We start from the raw sequence: 23,521 nt of genomic DNA on the forward strand, positions 1-23,521 counted from the left end.
GCTTACGACTTGCTGTCTTCGTCGAGCGGGACGCAATACAGCTCGAGACGATGATCGACCAGCTTGTAGCCGAGCTTGCGCGCGATCTCGGCCTGCAGCTTCTCGATTTCCTCGGAGGTGAACTCGATCACCTTGCCGTCGCGCAGGTTGATCAGATGGTCGTGATGGCTCTCGGGCATCTGCTCGTAGCGCGCGCGGCCCTCGCGGAAGTCGTGGCGCTCGATGATGCCGGCATCCTCGAACAGCTTGACGGTGCGATAGACGGTCGAGATCGAGATCTTGTCGTCGACCGCCACGCAGCGGCGGTAGAGCTCCTCGACGTCGGGGTGATCCATGGCCTCCGCCAGCACGCGTGCGATCACACGACGCTGTTCGGTCATGCGCATGCCGGTCGCAGCGCAGCGCGCCTCGATGCCGGTATTCTTCTGCGCAGGCGTGATTTTCACCGTCGTCATGGGTCCTTGGCAGGTCCTTGGCCAATCCTTGGGCCTTGGATGGCAGAGCAGGGCGCTGTTCTGCCATCGCGCCGATGTTACGACAAGTCGCGCCGCATCAGAAGCGCGTTCAAATGTTCCCCGCCGGGCTGCTTGTAGTAGCGTTCGCGGCGGCCGATCACGCCGAATCCGGCCCTTTCATAGAGCCGTCGCGCCGGCTGATTGTTCTCTTCCACCTCGAGGAAGATGGTGCGGATGCCGCGGCCGGCAAGATGGCCGAGATGGGTCAGCAGCAGGTCGCGCGACAGCCCGCGGCCGCGCTGATTGGAATCGATCGCAATCGACAGGATTTCGGCTTCGTCCGCTGCCATCCGCGAGACGGCAAAGCCGATCACCTTGCGTCCCTGCCGCAGCCGATGCACTAGCGTATTGCGCTCGGTCAGCATCGCCTCGAATTCGCCCTCGCCCCAGCCGCGATGAAACGACGCGCCGTGCAATTGCGCGAGCCGCGCGGCATCGCGCAGCGATGCGGGCTCGATCGCGGGCGGACCGCCGCCCCACCATCGTGACAGCCAGCCGATCATGTCGATCGCGGCTTGCCGATTTCGAGCCGGTCCTTCGGCGGCTTGGCGTCGGGCGCACGCAGATAGAACGGCCGCGGCGGCGCGGTCTCAGGATCCACGGCCGCGCCGATCCAGGCGACCCAGGTAATATCGGGCGCGGGCTGCCGGTCGACCTTGACCGGCGGTGCTGCGTCGGCGGGCCAGCGCTCGGCGAGGACATTGGCGGCGTTGCCGACCAGATGCAGCGCGCCGTGTTGGGAGGCCTCGAGCGCTTCCGCGATCGGCGCCGCCTTCGGCTTGATGATCGGGCTGCCGTCGCCGCCGACCAGCTGGAAATAAACGTGATCATGCCGCGCATCGATCGCCGACAGGATCGCAGATGCGCCGTTCTCGGCGACGACAGGCGCGGCGTAGGCGGCGAGCGTCGACAGTCCGACCACCGGCTTTTCCGCGGCAAGCGCCAGGCCGCGCGCCGCCGAGAGGCCGACGCGCAGGCCAGTGAAACTGCCGGGGCCGGTGGTGACGGCGATGCGGTCGAGCCCGGCAAAGCCGATGCCGCTCTCTTTCATCACCCGAGCGATCAGCGGCATCAGCGCCTCGGCATGGCCGCGCTGCATCGCCTGCGATTCAATGGCGATCGTATTGCCGGAGGTGGTGTCGAGCACCGCCGCGGAGCAGGCGTCGAGCGCCGTATCGATGGCGAGAATCATCATGGGAGGGCGAATAGCGAATAGGGAATGGCGAACAGGGATCCAGCGGAGAATGCTATTCGCGATTCGCCACTCGCCATTCGCCGCTCCATCACATCGGCCGGACTTCCTGCACGTCGGGCACGAAGTGCCGGAGCAGGTTCTGGATGCCGTGTTGCAGGGTTGCGGTCGATGACGGGCAGCCGGCGCAGGAGCCCTTCATGTTGAGATAGACGATGCCGTCCTTGAAGCCGCGGAAGGTGATGTCGCCGCCGTCATTGGCGACCGCGGGACGCACGCGGGTCTCGATCAGGTCCTTGATCTGCTCGACCGTCTCGGCGTCGGCCTCGTCGAAGAACTCGTCTTCCTCATCGCGGGCGTCGTCGCTGCCGGCGGTGCCGTCGGCGAGCAGCGGCGCGCCGGACATGTAGTGCTCCATGATCGCGCCGAGGATCGCGGGCTTGAGGTGCTGCCAGTCGCCGTCCGCCTTGGTCACGGTGATGAAGTCGCCGCCGTAGAACACGCCGGTGACGCCGGATACGGCGAACAGCCGTTCGGCGAGCGGCGAGCGCGCGGCGGATTCGGGCGAGGAGAATTCCATGGTGCCGCTGTCGAGCACCATGCGGCCCGGGATGAATTTCAGCGTGGCGGGATTGGGCGTGGCTTCGGTCTGAATGAACATCTGCTGTCTCCGGCGTCGCCGGTTCAAGGCCGGCGCGTTGGGTTCCATTATAGCGTTTTCGAGCGAAGTGACACCGGTTCGCGAAGAAAACGCGTCAAATCAAGGAGTCAGATGGCAACTAAAAAGCCCGCGATCAAGCCGCAAAACCGCGGTTCCAGGCTCAAACCCATGCCCGGAAGCGGGTCTGGCGCCGGTAATGCGCTAGGACAGGGCGTCGATCTCGGCGTCGGTCAGGCCGCCCGGCACGATGGTCACCGGGATCGGGAATGCCCCCATCGTCTTGGCCATGGTGGTGATGATCGGCCCGGGTCCCTCGGCGCCCGGGTTGGCGGCCAGCACCAGCGCTGCGATATCGACGTCCTTGTCGATCACGTCGAGGATCTGCTCGATCGGGTCGCCCTCGCGAATCACCCGCTCCGGGGTGATCGCGGCGATGCCGTTGGCGCGGCCGGCGGCGCGGTCGAGCGCCTCATTGGCGGCCTCCTCGGCCTCCGCGCGCATGATGTCGGCGACCCCGAGCCATTGCTGGTTCTGGTCCTCGGTCTCGATCACCCGCAGCATCACGACGCCGCCGCCGACCCGGATCGCCCACCGGCTGGCGTAATAAACCGCGCGGTCCCATTCCGCAGTGTCGTCAACGATGACGAGGCATTTCGGCTTGTGACCTGTCTCGTAGCTGCGTCGCTGGGTGGTCATGCATGTCCCGGTGCTGAACCAAACCAACCCATGGTGCCATACTCCCTCGCCGTTTGGGAGAGGGAGTGCGCAGTTCCTGCCTTGCGCGTCAGCGCGGGCGGATGAAGCCGACGATGTCCTTGGTGACGCGCATGGTCTCGTCGGCGATGCCGCGGGCGCGGTTGGCGCCGTCGGCGAGGACCGCGTCGACATGGCCGGGATCGGCGACCAGCTTCTTCATCTCGGAGGCGATCGGCGCTAGTTTCGCCACGCAAACCTCGACCAGCGCGTTCTTGAAGCTGGAGAACTGCCCGCCGCCAAACTGCGTCAGCACCTCCTGCTTGGAGATGCCGGCCAGCGCCGCGTAGATGCCGACTAGGTTGTCGGCCTCGGGGCGGGTTTCCAGACCCTTCTCCTCCGACGGCAGCGGCTCCGGATCGGTCTTCGCCTTGCGGATCTTCTGCGCGATGGTGTCGGCGTCGTCGGTGAGGTTGATGCGCGAATTGTCCGACGCATCCGACTTCGACATCTTCTTGGTGCCGTCGCGCAGGCTCATCACCCGCGTCGCCGGCCCCGTGATCAGCGGCTCGGGCTGCGGGAAGAACAGGCCGTCGGCGAAACCATGACCACGAATTGAATCGCCGAAATCGTTGTTGAATTTCTGCGCGATGTCGCGCGACAGCTCCAGATGCTGCTTCTGGTCCTCGCCGACCGGCACATGGGTGGCGCGGTACAGCAGGATGTCGGCGGCCATCAGCACCGGATAGTCGTAGAGGCCGACCGAGGCGTTCTCGCGGTCCTTGCCGGCCTTCTCCTTGAACTGAGTCATGCGGTTCAGCCAGCCGATCCGCGCGACGCAGTTGAAAATCCAGGTCAGCTCGGCATGGCCGGCGATCTGGCTCTGGTTGAACACGATGTGCTTCTTGGCATCGATGCCGGCGGCGATGAAGGCCGCGGTGACCTCGCGGGTGTTGCGGGCGAGCTCGGCCGGGCCGCCCCAGACCTCGACGCCCTGCGTGATCGCATGCATGTCGACGACGCAATAGATGCAGTTGTGGGTCTGCTGCATCTTCACGAAGTTGACGATGGCGCCGAGGTAGTTGCCGAGGTGCAGATTGCCCGTCGGCTGGACGCCTGAGAAAACCCGTTCAACGAACGCCATGGTCTAATTCCCGGAAATGGCTAGTTTTGCCGCGTCGTTTGCCACTTAAGCTCTGCGCGCGCAAGTCAGGCGGGGCGTCTTTGCCTGACGGCGTTAACCGCCTCGCGCCAGCCGGTGACGCCGAAAAGCTGCAAGAACAGCCCGTAACCGGCGATACCTGAGGCGATCAGCACGAGCAGGGAGGCCGCCTGCACGAAACCGTGGCTGCCGGCCGACGGCAGCGCGCCCTCTGCGAGCCAGAGCAGGGCGCCCATCGCGAGCGCCGCGGCCAGGATGCGCGGCAGCCGGCGGCGCGCATCGGCATCGATCGAGAAGCCGAAGGTCGCGGCCCCCTTGCGGATCAGTGCCAGTGCGTTGCTCCAGGCGCCGAGCGCAATGCCTGCGGCAATTCCGCTCGCGCCGAAGATATGACCGAACAGGAAGGCCGCCGCGATCGTAACCACGATAGCCTTCAGCGTTGCGAGCAGCGGCGTCAGCGTGTCTTCGCGCGCGAAGAATGCCGGCGACAGCGCCTTCACCAGCACATGCGCCGGCAAGGCCAGCGTCAGCCAGATCAAGGCTTGCGCGGTTGCCGCGCTATCCTGGGCGGTGAACGCGCCGTGCTCGAACAGCATCCGCACGATCGGCTCGCTCAGCACCATCAGGCCGAGCGTCGCCGGCAGCGCCAGCCCGACCGCAAGCTCGAGGGCACGCGATTCCGCATGCGCGATCGCGCTGGATTCGCCGCTGCGCACAGCGTGCGTCATCTCCGGGATCAGCACGGTGCCCATCGCGACGCCGACAATGCCGAGCGGCAGCTCGAGCAGGCGGTTGGCGAAATAGAGCCAGGACACCGCCGACGGCGAGGTCGATGCGATCACCGCGCCTGCCACCATCAGCCATTGCGGCGCGCTGCTCGCGACCATGCCGGGGATCGCGCGGCCGAGAAAGCCGCGCATGTCGGGATCGAAGGACACGCGGAGCGGCGAGGCGAGCCTTGCGCCGCGCAGCGCCAGCATCGACAGCTGCAGAAAGCCGGCGATGCCGATCGTCGCCGCCATCACCAGCGCGGCCTGCGCCGGCTCCTGCTGCCGCACCAGCAGAACGGCCATCACCGATATCAGCGCGATGTTGAACAACAGCGGCGAGAACGCGGTCAGCGCGAAGCGCCCCTGCGCGCTGAGCAGCGCCATCATCACGGTGACCGGGCCGGCGAAGGCGAGATAGGGCAGCATCAGCCTCGCGTCGTCGACGGCGAATTGCAGCGTGTCGCGGCCGACAAAACCCGGCGCGATCGCCGCGATCACCAGCGGCATCAGCGCGCCGATGACGAGCGCGGCTGCGACCACCGCGGCGCTGATGGTGCCGAGCACGCGGCCGGCAAAGGCGGTTGCCGCGTCCATGCCGCCGGCGTCGCGCGCCTTCAGCCATGCCGGCACCAGCGCTGCGTTCAGTCCGCCCTCGGACAACAGCCGTCGCACAACATTCACAAGCTGGAATGCCGCCAGGAAGGCATCCGCCACCGGTCCCGCGCCCAGCAGCGCCGCGATCACGGAATCACGCACGAACCCCAGCAGTCGCGAGGCCAGCGTTCCCGAGGAGACCGTGAGGAAGGAGCGGAACATGAGGCTTGTATAGCAGTAGCGCGCCTTGCTGCCACCGCCGCTGTATTAAGTCCGTCATCCTGAGGCGCGAGCCTTGCGGCGCAATTGCGCCGCTGGGCGAGCCTCGAAGGATGAATCGGCCAGAGTGGGGCCGCGCATCCTTCGAGACGCGCGTTCCGCGCTCCTCAGGATGACGGAACGTAGAGCTTCCCTTGCTGCCCCGAGGCGTAACGTGATAGGCCGCCACTCTTGTTGGGTGGCGTTAACACAGGGCAGGTCTATGGCTGACGCAAAATACGACGTTCTCGGGATCGGCAACGCGATCTTCGACGTGCTGGTGCAGACCGACGAGGCATTCCTTGCCCGTCACGGCATGACCAAGGGCTCGATGCAACTGATCGACGAGGCGCGCGCCACCGCGATCTACGGCGACATGGGCGTGGCGACCGAGATGTCGGGCGGCTCGGCTGCCAACACCATCGTCGGCGTCGGCAATCTCGGTGCCCGCGCCGCCTATGTCGGCAAGGTCAAGGACGACCAGATCGGCAAGCTTTACGTCCACGACATCCGCGCCGCCGGCGTCGCCTTCGATACCGCGCCGGCCAGGACCGGACCGGCCACCGGCTGCTCCTACATCCTGGTGACGCCGGACGGCGAGCGCACCATGAACACCTATCTCGGGGCCGCGCAGGACCTGACACCGGACGATATCGATCCAAACCAGATCGCTGCCGCCAGCATCATCTACCTCGAGGGCTATCTCTGGGATCCGAAGAACGCCAAGGACGCGTTCGTGAAGGCGGCTGATATCGCGCATGGCGCGGGCCGCCAGGTCGCGCTGACGCTGTCGGATTCGTTCTGCGTCGATCGCTACCGCGACGAATTCCTCGATCTGATGCGCAAGGGCATCGTGGACCTGGTGTTCGCCAACGAGTCCGAGCTGCACTCGCTGTACCAGACCTCGGATTTCGACACCGCGCTGAAGCAGTTCGGCAAGGACACCAAGCTCGGCGTCGTCACCCGCAGCGAGAAGGGCTGCGTCGTGATATCAGGCGACAGCGTCGTCTCGGCGCCCGCCTCGCCGATCGACAGGCTGGTCGACACCACCGGCGCCGGCGATCTGTTCGCCGCTGGCTTCCTGGTCGGTCTCGTGCGCAATGTCGGCCACGAGAATGCCGGCCGGCTCGGCGCGCTCGCCGCCGCCGAGGTGATCCAGCACATCGGCGCCCGGCCGCTGGTGTCGCTGCAGGATCTGGCGAAGCAGCAGGGGCTGCTGGTTTAAGGCGTAGTCTTTCTTCGCCTCTCCCGCTTGCGGGGGAGGCCGACGCGCGAAGCGCGGCGGGTGGGGGCTCTCTCCACGGAATGACTCGCGTGTTCAACCGGCATGATTCCCGACATTTTGGACCGGCATGATCCCCGACAGTTTGGGTTAAGCGGTCTGTTCACCCGGTTCGCGCAGCCCCTCACGCGGCGGAGCGAACCGGGTGAACAGACCGCGGCGGTCGATGAGACCGACGTCGAGGTCGCAGAAGCGGACGACGTGGTCACCGGTATCGAGTTCGGCGATGCCGACAAGTTCGTTCACCAGCGCCTGACCGATAAAGACGAACTTGCCTTTCCATTTGATCTCTCCGTTGCCGCGAACACGGCGGGCCTGGTGATTGGCGTCATACCAGGGGTCTTGCTCGCGATCCGGCATGGTGCGTTGAGATGCTCGATAGGCGTCTTCCGGCGGCCGTTGGCCCAGCGCTTCGTGAGGACGTTCCCTATTGTAATGCTCTCGGAAGGCGTCAAAGCGGGCCTGTTGCTCCGACGCATTATCTGCCGGTGGGCTCGATGTTTGCGCCTTCAAGGTGCGATGCATGCGCTCATGGCGACCGTTCTCCTGCGGCGAGGCCGGACGGATGAAGCGCGGCGTAATGCCGAGCTTCAGCCACCAGACCGACAATGTGGTGAGACCGCCGGCGCCGCGCGAGCCGAACGGCGAACCATTGTCGCAGCGGATTGCCCGCGGCAGGCCATGCTCGCGGAAAGCTCTTTCGAAGCGGGGGCGGACGCCCTCGGTCGTCGGTGCGACGATCTGCAGTTCGATCAGGAAGCGGCTGTGGCTGTCGGCCACCGTCAGGGGATCGACCCGGCACTGGTCGCGGGTGCGAAACCAGCCCTTGAAGTCCACGCTCCACTCGTCGTTCGGCTCCTGCACCGGCGTGCAGGGACGCCGCTGGTCGAGCGGACGGCGACGGCGCTTCACCGGCGAGATCAGCCCCGCGCGCTTGAGAATGCTCCCAATCGTCGACGCCGCCGGCCAATCGATCTCCGGCGCCTGGCGGTCGAGCAAGGCGAGCAGCTTGCGCGGTCCCAGATAGGGAAAGCGCTGCCGAGCCGCGATCACCTTCTCTGCAATCGCTGCATCGGTCGTTTGTCGGCATTGCTGCGGCGCGTGCGAACGGTCCCTGAACCACTCCGGATCGCCGCTCTGCTTCCGCTGGCGCCATGCGTAAAACGTGTCGCGGCAGATACCGTGACGGCGGCACAACTCCGACACGTTCCAGTTCCCGCTCTCGTACTCCATAAACATCCGGATACGCTCTTCCATCCGACTGGTCTCTCTGAACGGCATCGTCGGGCCCTCCCGCCGATGCTTCTAGAAACCTGTCGGCAATCATGCCGGTCTAAACTGTCGGGTATCTATCCGGTCTGTACCGCGGAGAAAGCCCCCACCCCGACCCTCCCCCGCAAGCGGGAGAGGGGGAGAACGGCATCACGCCGTCTTCGCCGCCTTCAATCCCAGCCGCTGCTCCACCGCATCGCGCATCACGAATTTCTGGATCTTGCCGGTCACCGTCATCGGGAATTCGTCGACGAATTCGACATAGCGCGGGATCTTGTTGTGGGCGATCTGGCCCTGGCAGAAGGCGCGGACCTCGTCGGCGGTGAGCGTCTCGCCCTGCCTGATCCTGACCCAGGCGCACAGCTCCTCGCCATAGCGCTCATCGGCGACGCCGAAGATCTGCACGTCCTGGATCTTCGGATGGCGGTAGAGGAATTCCTCGATCTCCCTCGGATAGAGGTTCTCGCCGCCGCGGATCACCATGTCCTTGATGCGGCCGACGATGTTGCAATAGCCCTCGTCGTCGATCACGGCGAGGTCGCCGGTGTGCATCCAGCCATTGGTGTCGAGCACGTCGCCGGTCTTTTCCTTCTCGTCCCAATAGCCGAGCATGATGCTGTAGCCGCGGGTGCAGAGCTCGCCGCGTTCGCCACGCGGCACCACCCTGCCGTCGAGATCGACCACCTTGACCTCGACATGCGGATGGATGCGGCCGACGGTGGAGACGCGGCGCTCCAGCGGATCGTCGGTCGCGCTCTGGAAACTCACCGGGCTGGTTTCGGTCATGCCGTAGGCGATCGTCACCTCGCGCATGTTCATCTCGGTGTTGACGCGCTTCATCACCTCGATCGGGCATGGCGCACCGGCCATGATGCCGGTGCGCAGCGACGACAGGTCGAAGCGCGCGAAGTCCGGATGGTCGAGCTCGGCGATGAACATGGTCGGCACGCCGTACAGCGTCGTGCATTTCTCCTGCGCGACCGTCGTCAGCGTCGCCAGCGGATCAAAGCCTTCGCCGGGATAGACCATGGTGGTGCCGAGCGTGACCGAGGCGAGGTTGCCCATCACCATTCCGAAGCAGTGATAGAGCGGCACCGGAATGCAGATGCTGTCCTGCTCGGTCAGGCGCATGGCGCGGCCGGTGAAGTAGCCGTTGTTGAGGATGTTGTGATGGGTCAGCGTCACGCCCTTGGGCGAGCCGGTGGTGCCGCTGGTGAACTGAATGTTGACGGGATCGTCGAACTGCAGGCTCTCGCCGAGCGCCGCAAGCTGCTCGCGATGGCGATCGCCGCCCATCTGCGATACCGTATCGAACGGAATGGTGCCCGGTGCCGCCGGTCCGCCGATCTGGATCACGGCGCGCAATTGCGGCAGCCGCGCCGAGCGCAGATGGCCGGGCTCCGAGCTCGCGAGCTCGGGCAGCAGCGTGTTCAGCATCTCCATATAGGCCGAGGTCTTGAATGCGGTCGCCGTCACGATCGCGGCGCAGCCGACCTTGCCGAGCGCGAATTCGAGCTCGCTCAGCCGGTAGGCCGGATTGATGGTGACGAGGATCAGGCCGGCTTTCGCGGCGGCGAATTGCGTCAGCGTCCATTCCGGCCGGTTCAGCGACCAGATGCCGATCCGCTCGCCGCGTTGCAGCCCGAGCGCGAGAAGGCCCGCCGCCAAGGCCTCGACGCGGTCGGCGAACTCGTTCCAGGTCCAGCGCACATGGTGGCTCGGCGAGACCAGCGCCTCGCGCTCGCCCCAGCGTGCCCGTGCGTGGTCGAGGCTGCGGCCGATGGTCTCACCGAGCAGCGGCACATCGGAAATGCCGCAGACATAGCTGTCTGCCTTGGATGTAGGTGCCAAGCTCGTCCTCCTCGTGGTCGTGGTCGTGGTCGTGTTCGCGCCGCCGCGCTTTTTTGCGCTATCTTAGTCGTTTGGCGCTGACGGGACAGGCCCGACCAATGGCGGGTATGAGAAATCCCTCGCTTGCAAAACGGTGGACAAGCGTTAACGCCCGTCATGGCCGGGCTTGTCCCGGCCATCCACGTCTTTTTGAGCGGAACCAAAGACGTGGATGCCCGGCACGAGGCCGGGCATGACGAGTTCGTGGAGTGTCGACTTCCGTCGTCCCAGTGGACTTACGCCGCCCGCTGCCCGCTGCCGGCGTCGAGCCCGGCATAGATGCCCTTCTCGAAGCCTGCGAAGGCTTCCAGACTGTGCTTGTCGGCGAACGGCAACAGCTGGGTCAGGATCACGCCGCAGACGTCGCGCGACGGATCGATCCAGTAATAGGTGTTGGCAAGGCCCGCCCAGGCGAGGCTGCCGGCGCTGCGGCCTTCCGGCGTCTTGGCGGTGTTGATGAGGAAGCTCAGTCCCCACTTCTTGACGATCTCGGGATAGAGATCGACATCGTTGGTGTACATCGGCAGGGCCGTCGTCATCTTGCCGACGGTGAGCTCGCCGATGTGATTTTGCCCCATGGTCGCGACCGTCTCGGCCTTCAGCACCTGATTGCCGTTGCCTTTGCCCTTGTTGAGGATCATCTGGCAGAACTTGATGTAGTCGGCCGCGGTCGAATACAGGCCGCCGCCACCCATGTGGAATTCAGGATTCTGCTCGAGCTCGAACGGGATTGCCGCCAGCGTGCCGTCCTCGCCGCGGGCATGCATGCCGACCAGCCGCTTGCGCATGTCGTCGGAGATCTTGAACGCGGTATCGCTCATGCCGAGCGGCGCCAACATGTTGTCGCGCAGATAGGCATCGAGCTTCTTGCCGGATGCGGCCTCCACCGCCTTGCCGACGAAGTCGATATTGGTGCCGTACTCCCAGCGCGTGCCGGGGTCGGTCATGATCGGCGTCTTCAGCGCGGCATTCAGGCAGGTGATGATGCCGGGCGTGCCGGTCTTTTCCAGATATTTGCCGAGGTTGCCGTCCCACATGTCGTAGGCGAAGCCGGCGGTGTGGGTCATCAGCTGGCGCAGCGTGATCGGCTTTTTCGCCGGCCGCAGCTGCGGCTCGCCCTTGGCGTCGAAGCCGTCGAGCACCTGCACCGCGGCGAGATCGGGCAACAGCTTGCCGATCGGCTCATCGAGCGAGAGCTTGCCCTGCTCGACGAGCTGCATCGCGCCCGCCGAGGTCACCGCCTTGGTCATCGAGGCGATCCAGAACACGCTGTCCGCCGTCATGGGATCGCTCTTGGAGAGGTCGCGCTTGCCGAACGCGCCTTCGTAGATCACGTCCTTGCCGGTGGCCGCGATGGCGACCACGCCGGGAATTTCCTTTGCCTCGCTCTTCTGGCGCAATACCTGATCGATCTGAGCCTTGCTCTGCATTGGGGGCTTCCTCCGGTGGGGTTTATTGTTTTGAAGTGGGCGGATCATCCTCCCGCTTTTCCGCTCCCGCAAGGCGGGCGCGATGCGGCGACGTCGCGATGTCGTGAAGGCCGGCCGCTAGGAACAGCCTTGGTCGGGAGGCGTTCACCACGCGCGCAGATTTTGCAGGGGACGCCGCGCCAGTCCCGGTGACCTCCGCGGGCGGCCACGGTAACGTGATCAAGGAATGATTTTCGTACCTGATTATTTGCATTAACGCATTCAGATCGCTGCACAAACGGTGCGGCGGATTGGACCGGATTTGACGAAAAGATTCGTCATTTCCCGCCTGGCGGGGGCGCAGCAATGATTTCGACATGGAGTGAATGGAAACGCTATCCGCGGCCGGGCCGCGGCGAGAATATCGAGGCGCCGATCAGCCCAGGTCTCTACGAAGTCCGCTACGCAGGTACCGGCGCGCTGCACTCATTCGAGGCCGTCGAGAATGTCGCGCGGGCGCTGGCGCTGCTGCAGACCGGCACCAAATCCTGGTTCGGCCGCCGCGATGCGCGGGCGGAGGCCGACCTCGAATACCGGACCTGCGCGACCTCGACCAAGGCGGACGCCAAGGCCGCGGCCGAGCGCATGATCGGCCGTCGCGAAACCTATATGTCCGGCGGCGCGGTCTGATCAGAGCCGTCATTCCGGGTTCGATGCTGCGCATCGCCCCGCAATGACAACCCTCCAACAATCGCGCCGCGTTTGCGTCCAAGCAGGGTCGCGCCCGGCGCCGGTGCACCGCAGCGGCTTTCCGCTTATATAGGCGGCGAACACCCCCAAGAAATTCCAGAAATGACAGGAGTAACGCCATGACCCCGCCCGTTGCCGCACGCGCCACCCAATCCGCAGCATCCTCCCTGCAAAGCCGCCTGAAGGACCCCTCGCTGCTGCGCGACCGCTGCTACATCGACGGCGCCTGGGTCGGCACCCCCGAATTCGCCGTCAACAATCCGGCGACCGGCGTCGAGCTGATCAAGATCCCGCAGCTGAGCGCCGATGACGCGACCACGGCCGTTGAGGCCGCCGAGCGCGCGTTTCCGGCCTGGGCCAAGCTGACCGCCAAGCAGCGCTCCAACATCTTGCGCAAATGGTTCGACCTGATCATCGCCAACCGCGAGGACCTCGCGCTGATCCTGACCTCCGAGCAGGGCAAGCCGCTGGCTGAAGCGCTCGGCGAGGTCGATATCGGCGCCGCCTATGTCGAATTCTTCGCGGAAGAGGCGCGTCGCGTCTATGGCGAGACGATCCCGACCCAGCGTCCGGACGCGCGCCTGCTCGCGATCCGGCAGCCGATCGGTGTCTGCGGCGCCATCACCCCGTGGAATTTCCCGAACTCGATGATCACCCGCAAGGTCTCGCCGGCGCTGGCGGCCGGTTGCACCGTGGTGCTGAAGCCCGCCAACGAGACGCCGCTGTCCGCGCTCGCTCTCGTAGCGCTGGCCGAGAAGGCCGGCGTGCCGAAGGGCGTGTTCAACATCATCACCGGTGATGCGCCGCCGATCGGCAAAGTGCTGTGCGAGCATCCGGCGGTGCGCTTCGTCGGCTTCACCGGCTCGACCGAGGTCGGCAAGATCCTGTACCGGCAGGCGTCGGTCGGCGTGAAGAAGCTCGGCCTCGAGCTCGGCGGCAACGCGCCGTTCGTGGTGTTCGACGATGCCGATATCGATGCCGCGGTCGAAGGCGCCATCGTCTCGAAGTATCGCAACATGGGCCAGACCTGCGTCTGCGCCAACCGTCTCTATGCCCAGGACAAGATCTACGACGCGTTCGTCACGAAGCTGTCGAAGAAGGTCGCGGAGATGAAGATCGGCGACGGCACGGAGCAGGGCGTGACGCAGGGTCCGCTGATCAACATGGAAGCGATCGAGAAGGTCGAGCGGCACATCGCCGATGCGGTGAAAGGCGGCGCCAAGATCGTGACCGGCGGCAAGCGCTCGTCGCTCGGCCGCAGCTTCTTCGAGCCTACCGTGCTGTCGGATGTGCGCCCGGACGCGCTGGTCTCGCACGAGGAAACCTTCGGCCCGCTCGCGCCGGTGATCCGCTTCAAGGACGAGGCCGACGTGATCGCGATGTGCAACGCCTCGCCGTTCGGCCTCGCCTCCTACTTCTATTCGCGCGACATCGGCCGCGTCTGGCGCGTCGCCGAGGCGCTGGAGTCGGGCATGGTCGGCGTCAACTCCGGCTTGATCACGACTGAAGTGGCGCCGTTCGGCGGCGTCAAGGAAAGCGGCCTCGGCCGCGAAGGCTCGCGCCACGGCATGGATGAGTATGTCGAGATCAAATACGTGATGATGGCCGGCGTCTAGCCGGCCGTCGTCGTCGCAGCCGAACTCGCCGTCTGTGGACGGTACCTCCGGCATCAGGTGATCGTTGACGGCGGTCACGCCAGTCAGGTTTTCGGCTGCGACCTGGATGGCTCACCGGGCGGCGTCTGACTCGGCATTGCCCCCGAGATCGACGGCGCTTTGGTTCACGGTCACGTTCAGCTTGTGGGCGCGCGATGCGTTTGACTAAGGCTTGCTCTTCGACTGGAACACCTGGTTGGAAAATGGCTGCTCGGCAGGCGTGCGCAACACGATGAAGGCGCGGTCCATCGATTGATGACAGGTGTTACAGCCCTTGGTCAGCACGCCGAACTCCTTCGCGAACCGCTCTGGGTCTTTTCGGTCGATCGCTTCCGTCATGACGGAAATGGACGAGGCGAGTGTAGTGACGTTGGAGACGGGAATTCCGCGGTAGAGCAACGCCGCCTCCACGAGGCTCTCCCGGAGCTGGCGCAGCTCATAGGCCGCGAGCGGCCAGTTATGGGCCGTTCCCGCCGACCACAGCTTGAGGTGCTGCAGCTGCGCGGCGGTCATGATGTTGGCGAGCTGAGGGATATATCGCTCGGCATTGCTCGCCCCGGGAGGTGACTGGGCCCAACTGGTCGGGATCGTCGCCGCGGCTGACACGGCGAGCAACAAGGCGGCAAATGGCTTTGCTTTCATGCGCGTTCCAATTCTCGACAGGGGCGATCCCTGCTAGGGCCCATTGCGAACCCCGAGGATGCATGCCCTCCAGTGCCTCATCATAATTCAGCATACGGCGGGCAAGGGGGCCTTGCTTTGATCCAGCGCAAAGGGACATCGAGCGTGGCGCTGCTTCGAAGCCGCCTTCGAAGTGGGCTTTGCTAGCCGGGCTGTCCATGAAGCTGCGCCGGCGCGGCGTTCATTTGTCCGCGCCGCAGCCAACCTCGAGTGCCCACCGTCGCCGTCGAGCCGCCCCGACTCGGATGCCGACGGTCTGAAAAGCCGCAGCCGGAACGCAAGGCGGCGTGCGCCTAGACGAACTCCTGACCAGATGCGCCCGTCACACGCCCTTGTCGTTCGGATTGGCGACGGCGTCCTTCAGCGGCGCCGTCATCGGGAAATTCAGGTTCACGTTCTTCGGCGGGATCGGCCGCGTGAACCATTTTGCGTAGAGCTCCTGGAATTCATTGCTCTTCATCATGGCGACCAGCGTCCGGTCGACCAGCGCCTTGAACTCCGGATCGCCCTTGCGAATGATCAGCCCGTAGGGCTCGGTGCGCAGGCTGTCGTCGATGATGCGCCAGTCCGCCGGATTGCGGCTGCCGGCGATCAGGCTCGCCAGCAGAATGTCGTCCATCACGAAGGCTTCGCTGCGCCCGGTGGTCAGCGCGAGGAACGATGCGGCGTGGTCCGCCGTCAGGATGTTCTTGGTCTGAAAGTTCTTCTCCTGGGCCCGTGCGCTCAACAGTCCGATCGAGGTCGAGCCCGAGGTCAGCGAGACCGGCCGGCCGCCGAGATCCTCGAAGCTCTTGATCGGTGCGTCCTTCTGCACCACCGCGCGGATGCTCGACACGAAGATCGTGTTGCTGAAGGCGACGACCTTCTGCCGCTCCAGCGTGTTGGTGGCGGGACCGCAGACGATGTCGATGGTGCCGTTCTCGATCAGCGGGATCTGGGTGGAGAGCTGGATCGGCTGCAGCCTGGTCTGCAGTGCCGGCAGCTTGAGTTCGGTCTTCACCGCATCGACGATCCGCGCGCAGAGGTCCATCGCAAAGCCGACCGGCTTCTGGTTGTCGTCGAGATAGGAGAACGGGACCGAGACGTCGCGGTGGCCGAGCCGGATTTCGCCGGCGTCGCGGATCTTGGCCAGGGTACCGCCGGACGATTGGGCCTGTGCCGGAGTGGACGCTGTCACCAGAAAAGCTAGGTAGATCAGTCGCTTGGTGGCTTGATGCATCGGGTGCTCGCGAACGCCGGCAGTATTGGATACGATAAGGCAAGATTTTATACACAGAGATTGCATAATCGGCAAAACCGATTTTATACAATAGTGCCATGTTGGATATCCTGGTCGCCGCCGCACAGCGAGAGAGAAGCCGGATGGAACCCGCAGCCGTCACCAGCCATCGAGGCGCCGGACCCCACGGTTCCGCGCCGGACGCCGTGCGCGAGGCATTGCGGGCCGCGATCAGCTCGGGCGAGCTCGCGCCCGGATTGCAGCTGCGTCAGGACGAACTCGCCGCGCGGTTCGGGACCAGCCGCATCCCGGTGCGCGAGGCGCTGCGCCAGCTCGAGGCCGAGGGTTTTGTGACCTTCCTGCCCAACCGCGGCGCGGTGGTCTCGGATCTCTCGATCGACGAGGTGATCGGGCTGCTCGAGATCCGCATCGCGCTCGAATGCCACGCGCTGCGCCTGGCGATCCCGGCCATGGGCGAGATCGATCTCGAGGAGGCGACGAAAATCCTCCGTGCTTACGACGCCGAGCCCGATCCGGCGCAATGGGGCGCCTTCAACTGGAAATTCCACGCCACGCTCTACGCGCCGTGCAATCGCCCGCGCCTGCTCGGCATGATCGAGGCGAATTACGGCCATGTCGGCCGCTTCACCCGGGCGCTGGTGTCGCAGGCGACCGGCAAGGAGCGTCCGCAACGCGAGCATTACCGGCTGCTCGAATTCTGCCGCGACGGCGAGGTCAAGAAGGCGGTCCGGCTGCTGCGCGACCATATCGAGGAGACGCAGAAGACGCTGCGCTCGGCGCAGCGCCAGGCGCTGCGTGATGCAGGCGAGGGGCGCTCTGCCTGATCGCCGTTCAGACCATGTGAATGATCGCGGGCCGCGCTGCGCGGCCCATGGAGAGTGCGCGTGAAGACCAATGACGTCGAAATCCTGGTGATCGGTGCGGGCATCGTCGGCATCGCCACGGCCTACTATCTCGCCGTTCAGCACAAGCGTTCGCGCTTGCTGATCGTCGACGAAGGCCAGCCGATGGCATTGACCTCGGCACAGTCCGGCGAGAACTACCGCAACTGGTGGCCGCATCCGACGATGGCCGACTACACCAACCATTCCACCGACCTGATGGAGGAGATCGCGCGCCGCAGCGACAACCGCATCCACATGACGCGGCGCGGCTATCTCCTGGTCACGCGCGAGGAGAAGCCCGAGGAATTGTTGCAGCAACTTTACGCCGGCTATGGCGCGCAGGCCGAAAAACTGATCCGCCTGCACGAGGGTGCAAGCCGCGGCTACCTGCCGCCGCATTCGGCGGACTGGCAGAGTGCGCCCGACGGCGTCGACGTTCTGCTCGGCCGCGACCTGATCCAGGTGCATTATCCGAGCTTCGACAAGGAGGTCGCGACTGCGCTGCATATCCGCCGCGCGGGCGACATCAGTGGCCAGCAGCTCGGCCAGTACATGCTGGAAACGATGCGGCCGCTGGGTGCGCAATTCCAGCAGGCGAGGGTGCTCGGCATCGCGAAGACCGACCGCTTCGTCATCGATGTGCTGGCCGATGGCGCGCGGCAGACCATCAAGGCCGATATCATCGTCAACGCAGCGGGCCCGTTCGCAGCGCATGTCGCGGCGATGCATGGCGAAGAGCTGCCGATCGTCAATGTGCTGCAGCAGAAGATCGCGTTCGCCGATCGCAACCGCGCGGTCGATCGCAAAATGCCGTTCGCGATCGATCTCGACGGCCAGATGCTGGCCTGGTCCGATGACGAGCGCGAGGCGCTGTCAGCGGCGCCGGAATTTTCGCGCCTGCTGGCGCCGATGCCGGGCAGCATCCATTGCCGGCCCGACGGCGGTGATCACGGCGAGTGGATCAAGCTCGGCTGGGCCTTCAACGCGGAGCAGACCACCGAGCCGTTTCGCGAGCCGGAGCTGAATCCATATTTCCCCGAGGTCGTGCTGCGCGCGGCGAGCCGGCTGCAGCCAAGGCTCGCGCAATATCTCGGTGCGTTGCCGCGCGACCGTGTGCATTACGGTGGCTACTATCCGATGACGAAGGAGAATTGGCCGCTGATCGGGGCTGCGAAAACATCAGGCGTGTTTCTCGCCGCGGCGCTGTCGGGGTACGGCACGATGGGGGCCTGCGCCACCGGCGACCTTTGCGCCCGCGCCGTGGCCGGTGCGCAGGCACCGGCATTCGCCCGCGGCCTTTCGCTCGCGCGCTATCAGGACAAGGCGCTGATGGACGAGCTCGCGGCGAGCGAAAGCCGCGGGTTGCTGTAGCTCGACCTCACCTTCGTAGCCCGGATGAAGCGAAGCGAAATCCGGGGCCGATGCTGCCGCGCGGCGAAACCCCGGATTGCGCTCCGCTTCATCCGGGCTACGCATCTTCAGCGACGCAGCACGGCGATGGTGCGGTTTGGCAAAGCGATCGCGCAGGCGAGACGTGATCTTCAGCCGTATCAGCCCTCATTACCGAAGGCGCCGTGACGGCCGACGCCGGAGGCAAAGCGCGCCGCGCCCGACAGCGTTTCGCCCGAGGCGATCACCTCGAGCCCGCCGCGCATCTCGTTCCTGATCGCCTCTTCCTCGTCGAGGTCCCACTGCCGCAGCGCCGACAGCCGGTCGGCGCGCAGGCAGTTCTGCGGGAATTTCGCGATGTCCCTGGCGAGCGCAATGGCGTGGGCGCGGGTCTCGCCCTTCGGCACCAGGCGATTCGCGAGCCCCATCCGATGCGCTTCGGCGCCGCCGACCGGGCGTCCGGTGAGGATCAGATCGATCGCCTGCGAATGGCCGATCAGTCGCGGCAGGCGGATGGTGCCGAGATCGATCAGTGGCACGCCGAAGCGGCGGCAGAACACGCCGAAGGTTGCGTCCTCGGCCATGACGCGCATGTCGGCCCACAGCGCGAGCTCCATGCCGCCGGCGACCGCAAAGCCTTCGATCGCGGCGATCACCGGCTTCGAGAGCCGCAGCCGGCTCGGTCCCATCGGCGCGATCGTGTTGTGGCCGCCGACCTCGCGCTTCTTCTCGGGATCGCCCGCCGCCACCGCCTTCAAATCGGCGCCCGCACAGAAATAGCCGCCGGTGCCGGTGAACACCGCGACGGATGCGCTCGCATCCGCATCGAAGGCGAGAAACGCGTCATACAGCTTGCGCGCGGTGGCGCCGTCGACGGCGTTGCGGTTGTGCGGACGGTTGATCGAGATGATGGTGACGGGACCATCGCGCTCGACGAGCACGGTATCGGCATCGGACATGGGGCGCTCCCTGGGTGTTCTTGTTGTCCCAGGAGAGTGGCATCAGAGGCGAGTTCGGCGCAATGCCTCGGCAGATAGCGCAATTCCGTAGCGCGGGCAAAGCGAGTGTATGCCCCTCTTTGCCCGTCATCCTGAGGAGCCGCGAAGCGGCGTCTCGAAGGATGAGCGGCCCCACCGGTGGCCGTCGACCCTTCGAGACGCGCGCAAGAGCGCGCTCCTCAGGGTGACGGATAGAGATCCAGTATTAGGACGACGACTAGACCTTCAGCTCGCTTCCCGTTACGCGGCGATACGCTTCCAGATACCGCTTGCTCGTCGCATCCACCACGCTCGCCGGCAGCGGCGGGGCGGGCGCGTCGCCGTTCCAGCGGCCGGCGCGGCGCTCGACGTCGAGATAGTCGCGCAGCGGCTGCTTGTCGAAGCTTGGCTGTGGCTGGCCGGGCTTGTAAGCGTCGACCGCCCAGAAGCGCGAGGAATCCGGCGTCATCACCTCGTCGATCAGGATGATGCGGCCGTCCCTGTCGCGGCCGAACTCGAACTTGGTGTCGGCGATGATGATGCCGCGCGCGCGGCTGGTCTGTTCGCCATAGCCGTAGACGTCGCGCGCCATCTTCTCCAGTGTCGCCGCAACGTCGGCGCCGACGATCTCGCGCACCCGCTTAACCGTGATGTTCTCGTCATGGCCGGCCTCCGCCTTGGTCGCCGGACTGAAGATTGCAGGTTCGAGCTTCTGGCTCTCGACCAGGCCGGCCGGCAGCTTCTCGCCGGCCAGGGTGCCATCGGCCGAATATTCCTTCCACGCCGAGCCGGAGATGTAGCCGCGGATCACGCATTCGATCGGGAACACGGTGGTGCGTTTGCACAGCATCGCGCGGCCGAGGATGTCGGCGCGATGATCCTTCAGTTCAGGCACCGCGCGGATGATCTCGTCGGCATCGGCGCTGATCATGTGATGCGGCACCGTGCCCTCGAGCTGCCGGAACCACCAGGCGCTGATCTGGGTCAGCACCGCGCCTTTCATCGGAATGGTTTCCGCCATCACCACGTCGAACGCCGAGATCCGGTCGGTGGTCAGCAGCAGCACGCGGTCGTCGCCGACGGCGTAGATATCGCGCACCTTGCCGCGGCCGATCCGGGGCAGGGGCAAGTCGCTGGATAGCATCGCGGTCATGGCGTGATCTTTCTAGGTGGCTTTTCAAAATAGGTGTCTTGCAAAGACGAGCGCCCGCACACGGCCGTGCGGGCGCTCGAGGTTATCACAGGAAATAGCTCACTCCGGCAGCGGAATGAACTCGTGTTCGTGCGGAACCTGCGCGAAACGGCCGGTTTTCCAGTCCTGTTTGGCCTGCTCGATCCGCTCCTTGGATGACGAGACGAAATTCCACCAGATGTGGCGCGGCCCTTCCAGGGCGTCGCCGCCGAGGAACATCATCCGGGTTGCCCGCAGCGTCTTCACGGTGATGCGGTCGCCGGGCCGGAAGATCAGGAGCCGCGGCCCCTCGTGGCGGTCGCCCGCGATTTCGACCTCGCCGTCGACGAGGTAGATCGCGCGCTCCTCGTGATCGGGGTCGAGCGGCACCGAGGTGCCGGCCTTCGCGGTCACTTCAGTGTAGAACCAGGGCGAGACCATGCTGACCGGCGAGGTGATGCCGAACGCCGAGCCCGCGATGATGCGCGCGGTGAAGTCGCGCTCGGAGATCATCGGCAGGTCGCCCGCACCATAATGCTGGAACGACGGCGCGATCTCCTCCTTGCCCGCAGGCAGCGCGATCCAGCTTTGCAGGCCGAGCATCTTCTGGCCGTCGCGGCGCTGCACGTCGGGGGTGCGCTCGGAATGCGCGATGCCGCGGCCCGCGGTCATCAGGTTCATCGCGCCGGGCTGGATCTCCTGGATGTTGCCCTCGCTGTCGCGGTGCATGATGCTGCCGTCGAACAGATAGGTGACGGTGGCGAGCCCGATATGCGGATGCGGCCGCACGTCCATGCCCTTGCCGGCGAGATATTGCACGGGGCCGAAATGGTCGAAGAAGATGAAAGGCCCGACCATCTGGCGCTTGCCGTGCGGCAGCGCGCGGCGCACGGCAAAGCCGTCGCCGAGATCGCGGGTGCGTGGCACGATGATCAGATCCAGCGCGTCGCAGGTCTTGGGATCGCCGAGTTCGGGATCGGTCGAGGGCTGCCAGCTCATGTCGGACTCCTTAACAGTGGTGTAGCGATCATACTCCAATCGTCGTCCCGGCCAAGCGAAGCGCGAGCCGGGACCCATAACCACAGGGCGCGGTGATTGAGCAGGCTGTGGCCGCGGCTTCGCCTAACAACGAAGCCTTGTGGTTATGGGTCCCTGCTTTCGCAGGGACGACGACATACTTCTGGCGCGTGTGCGCGCGTGATAACAGCGTAATCTTGGAAACCGGAGGTGCCGATGGTTTCTCTGATCAAGCCAGGCGCAAGACTGCTGCGGGTCGATGGTCCCGTGATCGAGACCGCGCGGCTCATCCTGCGGCCGTGGCGCGCGTCCGATGTCGCTGAGAACACGAAAATGCTGTCCGATCCCGAGACGGCGCGCTTCATCACGCCGGATCATCAGCCGGTCACCTCGGAGCTGAAGGGCTGGCGCAACGCCGCCGTCATCTCCGGCCATTGGGCGCTGTATGGTTTCGGCATGTTCGCGGTCGAGGAGAAGCCTTCCGGCCGCTACATCGGCCGCGTCGGTCCGTATTTTCCGCCGGAATGGCCCGGCTTCGAGGTCGGCTGGGGCATTGCCAAAGAGCAGCGCGGCAAGGGCTACGCGGTGGAGGCGGCGCGGGCCGCGATCGATTGGGTATTCGACAACTTCACGGTCGACCGCATCATCCATTGCATCGATCCGGCCAACGTCGCCTCGCAGGCGGTGGCGCGGCGACTCGGCGCGGTCAACGAGGCGCCGGGCAGGCTCGAGGGCGATGTGGTCGATATCTGGGTGACGACACGCCAGCGCTGGCAGCGTGAGCGATCTTGAAAAACCACCTCCGACCGACGATTGTTCGGCGATGACATCGGCTGCTTCAGATTGGGCCGCACTTGAACTCTGCCTGCGCAGCGCCAGCGTGGCGCTGCTGCTGGTGCTTGCCGCCTTGCTGCTCACTGATTTTCGCAAGGCGCTGTCCGGGCGCCTTGCGGCCGCTTTCGCGCTCGGCGCGGCCGCACATGCGGTGACCGCGTCGATCGGTGCCGGGCCACCGGTCTCGGACTGGCATGCGCCGCTGATCGCGCTCTCGACCGGCGATATCGTGGTGTTCTGGCTGTTCACGCGCGCGCTGTTCGATGACGCGTTTGTGCTGCGCTGGTGGCACGGCCTGATCTGGGCCGCGGTCGTGGCCTACAGCTTCGTCAGTTGCATGTGGATTGCACCCGCCGGTCACGCGCGGATCGCGATCATCATGGTCAATTCGCTCACGCTCGTCTTCGTTGCGCTCGCGGTGGCGCAAACCATCGGATCATGGTCGGCGGATCTGGTCGAGCGCCGCCGCCGTGCCCGCGTCTTCATCGTCGCCGCGTCTGCGCTCTACGGCGGATTCAATGCGCTGCTTCAGATTGCCTATGCCGGCAGCCGCGTGACAGTGGAATGGGCCAACCTGATGAACGCGGCCGTGCTCACCGCCATCGTGGCCGCAATCACCTGGGCGATGATGCGCGTCGACGGCGCCGACCTGTTCACGGTGCCGGCAGAGGCCGTCGTGCTGACGAAGCCGGCTGCGGCCGAGGAGGCGGCCGACCGCAAGCTGGTCGATGCCCTGATGCGGCTGATGGCGGACGAGCGGATCTATCGCCACGACAACGTCACGATCGGCACGCTGGCGACCCGGTTGAAGATTCCCGAATATCGCCTCAGGCGGCTGATCAACCACCGGCTCGGCTATCGCAACTTTAATGTTTTCCTCAACAACCACCGGATCGAGGAAGCCAAGGCGGCGCTCGCCGACCCCGCGCAGGCCGAGGTCCCGGTCATCACCATCGCGATGGACGCCGGCTTCCAGTCGCTCGGCCCCTTCAACCGCGCCTTCAAGGCGACGACTGGCGTGACGCCGACTGAGTATCGGAAGCTGAAGGCAAGCACCGCTTGATCCGCCCCCTTCTCTTCCGAAGGGGGCGGACAGCGGCTCATCCGACCGCGACGTTGCGTACCGGTGGTATCGTCCAGGTGCACCATCGCGTAGTCCTCCGGCGTTCCGGTGCGATAGATGCGCCCCAAAATCCAGACGATGCTGGTCGGCGATTTGTATTCC

General features: G+C 65.5%; 22 protein-coding genes. 7 read left to right on the plus strand and 15 right to left on the minus strand.

What is annotated here, in order from left to right:
• Nucleotides 1-2: 2 nt before the first annotated feature.
• The 7 genes from JEY66_RS00925 to murJ form a co-directional block, all read right to left on the minus strand.
• Nucleotides 3-455 (minus strand): Fur family transcriptional regulator, encoded by a 453-nt coding sequence (locus JEY66_RS00925; protein ID WP_016840396.1) that lies wholly within the window; start codon nt 453-455, stop codon nt 3-5.
• Nucleotides 456-532: 77 nt separating this feature from the next.
• A complete protein-coding gene (gene rimI / locus JEY66_RS00930; protein WP_018269254.1) occupies nt 533-1,018 on the minus strand; it encodes a ribosomal protein S18-alanine N-acetyltransferase in 486 nt (161 codons plus the stop codon).
• On the minus strand, nt 1,015-1,710 hold the full coding sequence (gene tsaB, locus JEY66_RS00935) for a tRNA (adenosine(37)-N6)-threonylcarbamoyltransferase complex dimerization subunit type 1 TsaB (RefSeq protein WP_018269253.1): 696 nt from the start codon (nt 1,708-1,710) through the stop codon (nt 1,015-1,017). Before tsaB ends, rimI begins: the two co-directional genes overlap by 4 nt.
• An 88-nt stretch (nt 1,711-1,798) precedes the next feature.
• Complete coding sequence (locus JEY66_RS00940; RefSeq protein ID WP_018269252.1) at nt 1,799-2,368, minus strand: NifU family protein; 570 nt, start codon at nt 2,366-2,368, stop codon at nt 1,799-1,801.
• A 201-nt stretch (nt 2,369-2,569) separates the two neighbouring features.
• Nucleotides 2,570-3,064 (minus strand): universal stress protein, encoded by a 495-nt coding sequence (locus JEY66_RS00945; RefSeq protein WP_016840400.1) that lies wholly within the window; start codon nt 3,062-3,064, stop codon nt 2,570-2,572.
• Between the two features lie 88 nt (nt 3,065-3,152).
• Nucleotides 3,153-4,205 (minus strand): tryptophan--tRNA ligase, encoded by a 1,053-nt coding sequence (trpS, locus tag JEY66_RS00950; protein WP_016840401.1) that lies wholly within the window; start codon nt 4,203-4,205, stop codon nt 3,153-3,155.
• Nucleotides 4,206-4,270: 65 nt separating this feature from the next.
• Nucleotides 4,271-5,809, minus strand: a complete 1,539-nt coding sequence (gene murJ / locus JEY66_RS00955; protein ID WP_018269251.1) for a murein biosynthesis integral membrane protein MurJ — start codon at nt 5,807-5,809, stop codon at nt 4,271-4,273.
• 259 nt (nt 5,810-6,068) lie between these two features.
• On the opposite strand from murJ, the gene JEY66_RS00960 reads away from it, so the two are divergent.
• Nucleotides 6,069-7,070, plus strand: a complete 1,002-nt coding sequence (locus tag JEY66_RS00960) for an adenosine kinase (RefSeq protein ID WP_016840403.1) — start codon at nt 6,069-6,071, stop codon at nt 7,068-7,070.
• 147 nt (nt 7,071-7,217) lie between these two features.
• On the opposite strand, the gene JEY66_RS00965 is transcribed toward JEY66_RS00960, so the two are convergent.
• From JEY66_RS00965 to JEY66_RS00975, 3 genes are all read right to left on the minus strand, one after another.
• Nucleotides 7,218-8,384 carry an integrase core domain-containing protein gene (locus JEY66_RS00965; RefSeq protein ID WP_244620959.1) on the minus strand — a complete coding sequence of 389 codons (1,167 nt, stop codon included), beginning with the start codon at nt 8,382-8,384 and terminating at the stop codon, nt 7,218-7,220.
• 165 nt (nt 8,385-8,549) lie between these two features.
• Nucleotides 8,550-10,250, minus strand: a complete 1,701-nt coding sequence (locus tag JEY66_RS00970) for an AMP-binding protein (protein WP_038374439.1) — start codon at nt 10,248-10,250, stop codon at nt 8,550-8,552.
• A gap of 275 nt (nt 10,251-10,525) precedes the next feature.
• A complete protein-coding gene (locus tag JEY66_RS00975) occupies nt 10,526-11,719 on the minus strand; it encodes a serine hydrolase domain-containing protein (RefSeq protein ID WP_016841918.1) in 1,194 nt (397 codons plus the stop codon).
• Nucleotides 11,720-12,064: 345 nt separating this feature from the next.
• Between JEY66_RS00975 and JEY66_RS00980 the strand changes: the two genes are divergently transcribed.
• Nucleotides 12,065-12,388 (plus strand): hypothetical protein, encoded by a 324-nt coding sequence (locus tag JEY66_RS00980; RefSeq protein WP_016841917.1) that lies wholly within the window; start codon nt 12,065-12,067, stop codon nt 12,386-12,388.
• Nucleotides 12,389-12,567: 179 nt separating this feature from the next.
• Complete coding sequence (locus JEY66_RS00985; protein WP_016841916.1) at nt 12,568-14,064, plus strand: NAD-dependent succinate-semialdehyde dehydrogenase; 1,497 nt, start codon at nt 12,568-12,570, stop codon at nt 14,062-14,064.
• 204 nt (nt 14,065-14,268) lie between these two features.
• Here the strand turns inward: JEY66_RS00985 and JEY66_RS00990 are convergent, their stop codons facing one another.
• Together JEY66_RS00990 and JEY66_RS00995 are read right to left on the minus strand one after the other, a co-directional pair.
• Nucleotides 14,269-14,745: a hypothetical protein gene (locus JEY66_RS00990; RefSeq protein ID WP_018269248.1), complete on the minus strand. Its 477-nt coding sequence runs from the start codon at nt 14,743-14,745 to the stop codon at nt 14,269-14,271.
• A 361-nt stretch (nt 14,746-15,106) separates the two neighbouring features.
• Nucleotides 15,107-16,003, minus strand: coding sequence for an amino acid ABC transporter substrate-binding protein (locus JEY66_RS00995; protein ID WP_016841915.1), 897 nt, complete (start codon nt 16,001-16,003; stop codon nt 15,107-15,109).
• Between the two features lie 143 nt (nt 16,004-16,146).
• Between JEY66_RS00995 and JEY66_RS01000 the strand changes: the two genes are divergently transcribed.
• Together JEY66_RS01000 and JEY66_RS01005 are read left to right on the plus strand one after the other, a co-directional pair.
• On the plus strand, nt 16,147-16,848 hold the full coding sequence (locus JEY66_RS01000) for a GntR family transcriptional regulator (RefSeq protein WP_038374441.1): 702 nt from the start codon (nt 16,147-16,149) through the stop codon (nt 16,846-16,848).
• A 60-nt stretch (nt 16,849-16,908) separates the two neighbouring features.
• Nucleotides 16,909-18,279, plus strand: a complete 1,371-nt coding sequence (locus tag JEY66_RS01005; RefSeq protein WP_038374440.1) for an NAD(P)/FAD-dependent oxidoreductase — start codon at nt 16,909-16,911, stop codon at nt 18,277-18,279.
• Nucleotides 18,280-18,458: 179 nt separating this feature from the next.
• On the opposite strand, the gene JEY66_RS01010 is transcribed toward JEY66_RS01005, so the two are convergent.
• The 3 genes from JEY66_RS01010 to JEY66_RS01020 form a co-directional block, all read right to left on the minus strand.
• Entirely contained in the window at nt 18,459-19,256 is a 798-nt protein-coding gene (locus tag JEY66_RS01010; protein ID WP_016841912.1) for a crotonase/enoyl-CoA hydratase family protein, read from the minus strand.
• Between the two features lie 256 nt (nt 19,257-19,512).
• On the minus strand, nt 19,513-20,427 hold the full coding sequence (locus tag JEY66_RS01015; RefSeq protein ID WP_016841911.1) for a phosphoribosylaminoimidazolesuccinocarboxamide synthase: 915 nt from the start codon (nt 20,425-20,427) through the stop codon (nt 19,513-19,515).
• Nucleotides 20,428-20,526: 99 nt separating this feature from the next.
• Nucleotides 20,527-21,444: a pirin family protein gene (locus JEY66_RS01020; RefSeq protein ID WP_016841910.1), complete on the minus strand. Its 918-nt coding sequence runs from the start codon at nt 21,442-21,444 to the stop codon at nt 20,527-20,529.
• A 234-nt stretch (nt 21,445-21,678) separates the two neighbouring features.
• Between JEY66_RS01020 and JEY66_RS01025 the strand changes: the two genes are divergently transcribed.
• Together JEY66_RS01025 and JEY66_RS01030 are read left to right on the plus strand one after the other, a co-directional pair.
• Nucleotides 21,679-22,254, plus strand: coding sequence for a GNAT family N-acetyltransferase (locus JEY66_RS01025; RefSeq protein WP_016841909.1), 576 nt, complete (start codon nt 21,679-21,681; stop codon nt 22,252-22,254).
• Between the two features lie 31 nt (nt 22,255-22,285).
• A complete protein-coding gene (locus JEY66_RS01030; RefSeq protein WP_038374436.1) occupies nt 22,286-23,359 on the plus strand; it encodes a helix-turn-helix domain-containing protein in 1,074 nt (357 codons plus the stop codon).
• Nucleotides 23,360-23,521: the final 162 nt, after the last annotated feature.

The organism is Bradyrhizobium elkanii USDA 76, from assembly GCF_023278185.1.
Classification (GTDB): domain Bacteria; phylum Pseudomonadota; class Alphaproteobacteria; order Rhizobiales; family Xanthobacteraceae; genus Bradyrhizobium; species Bradyrhizobium elkanii.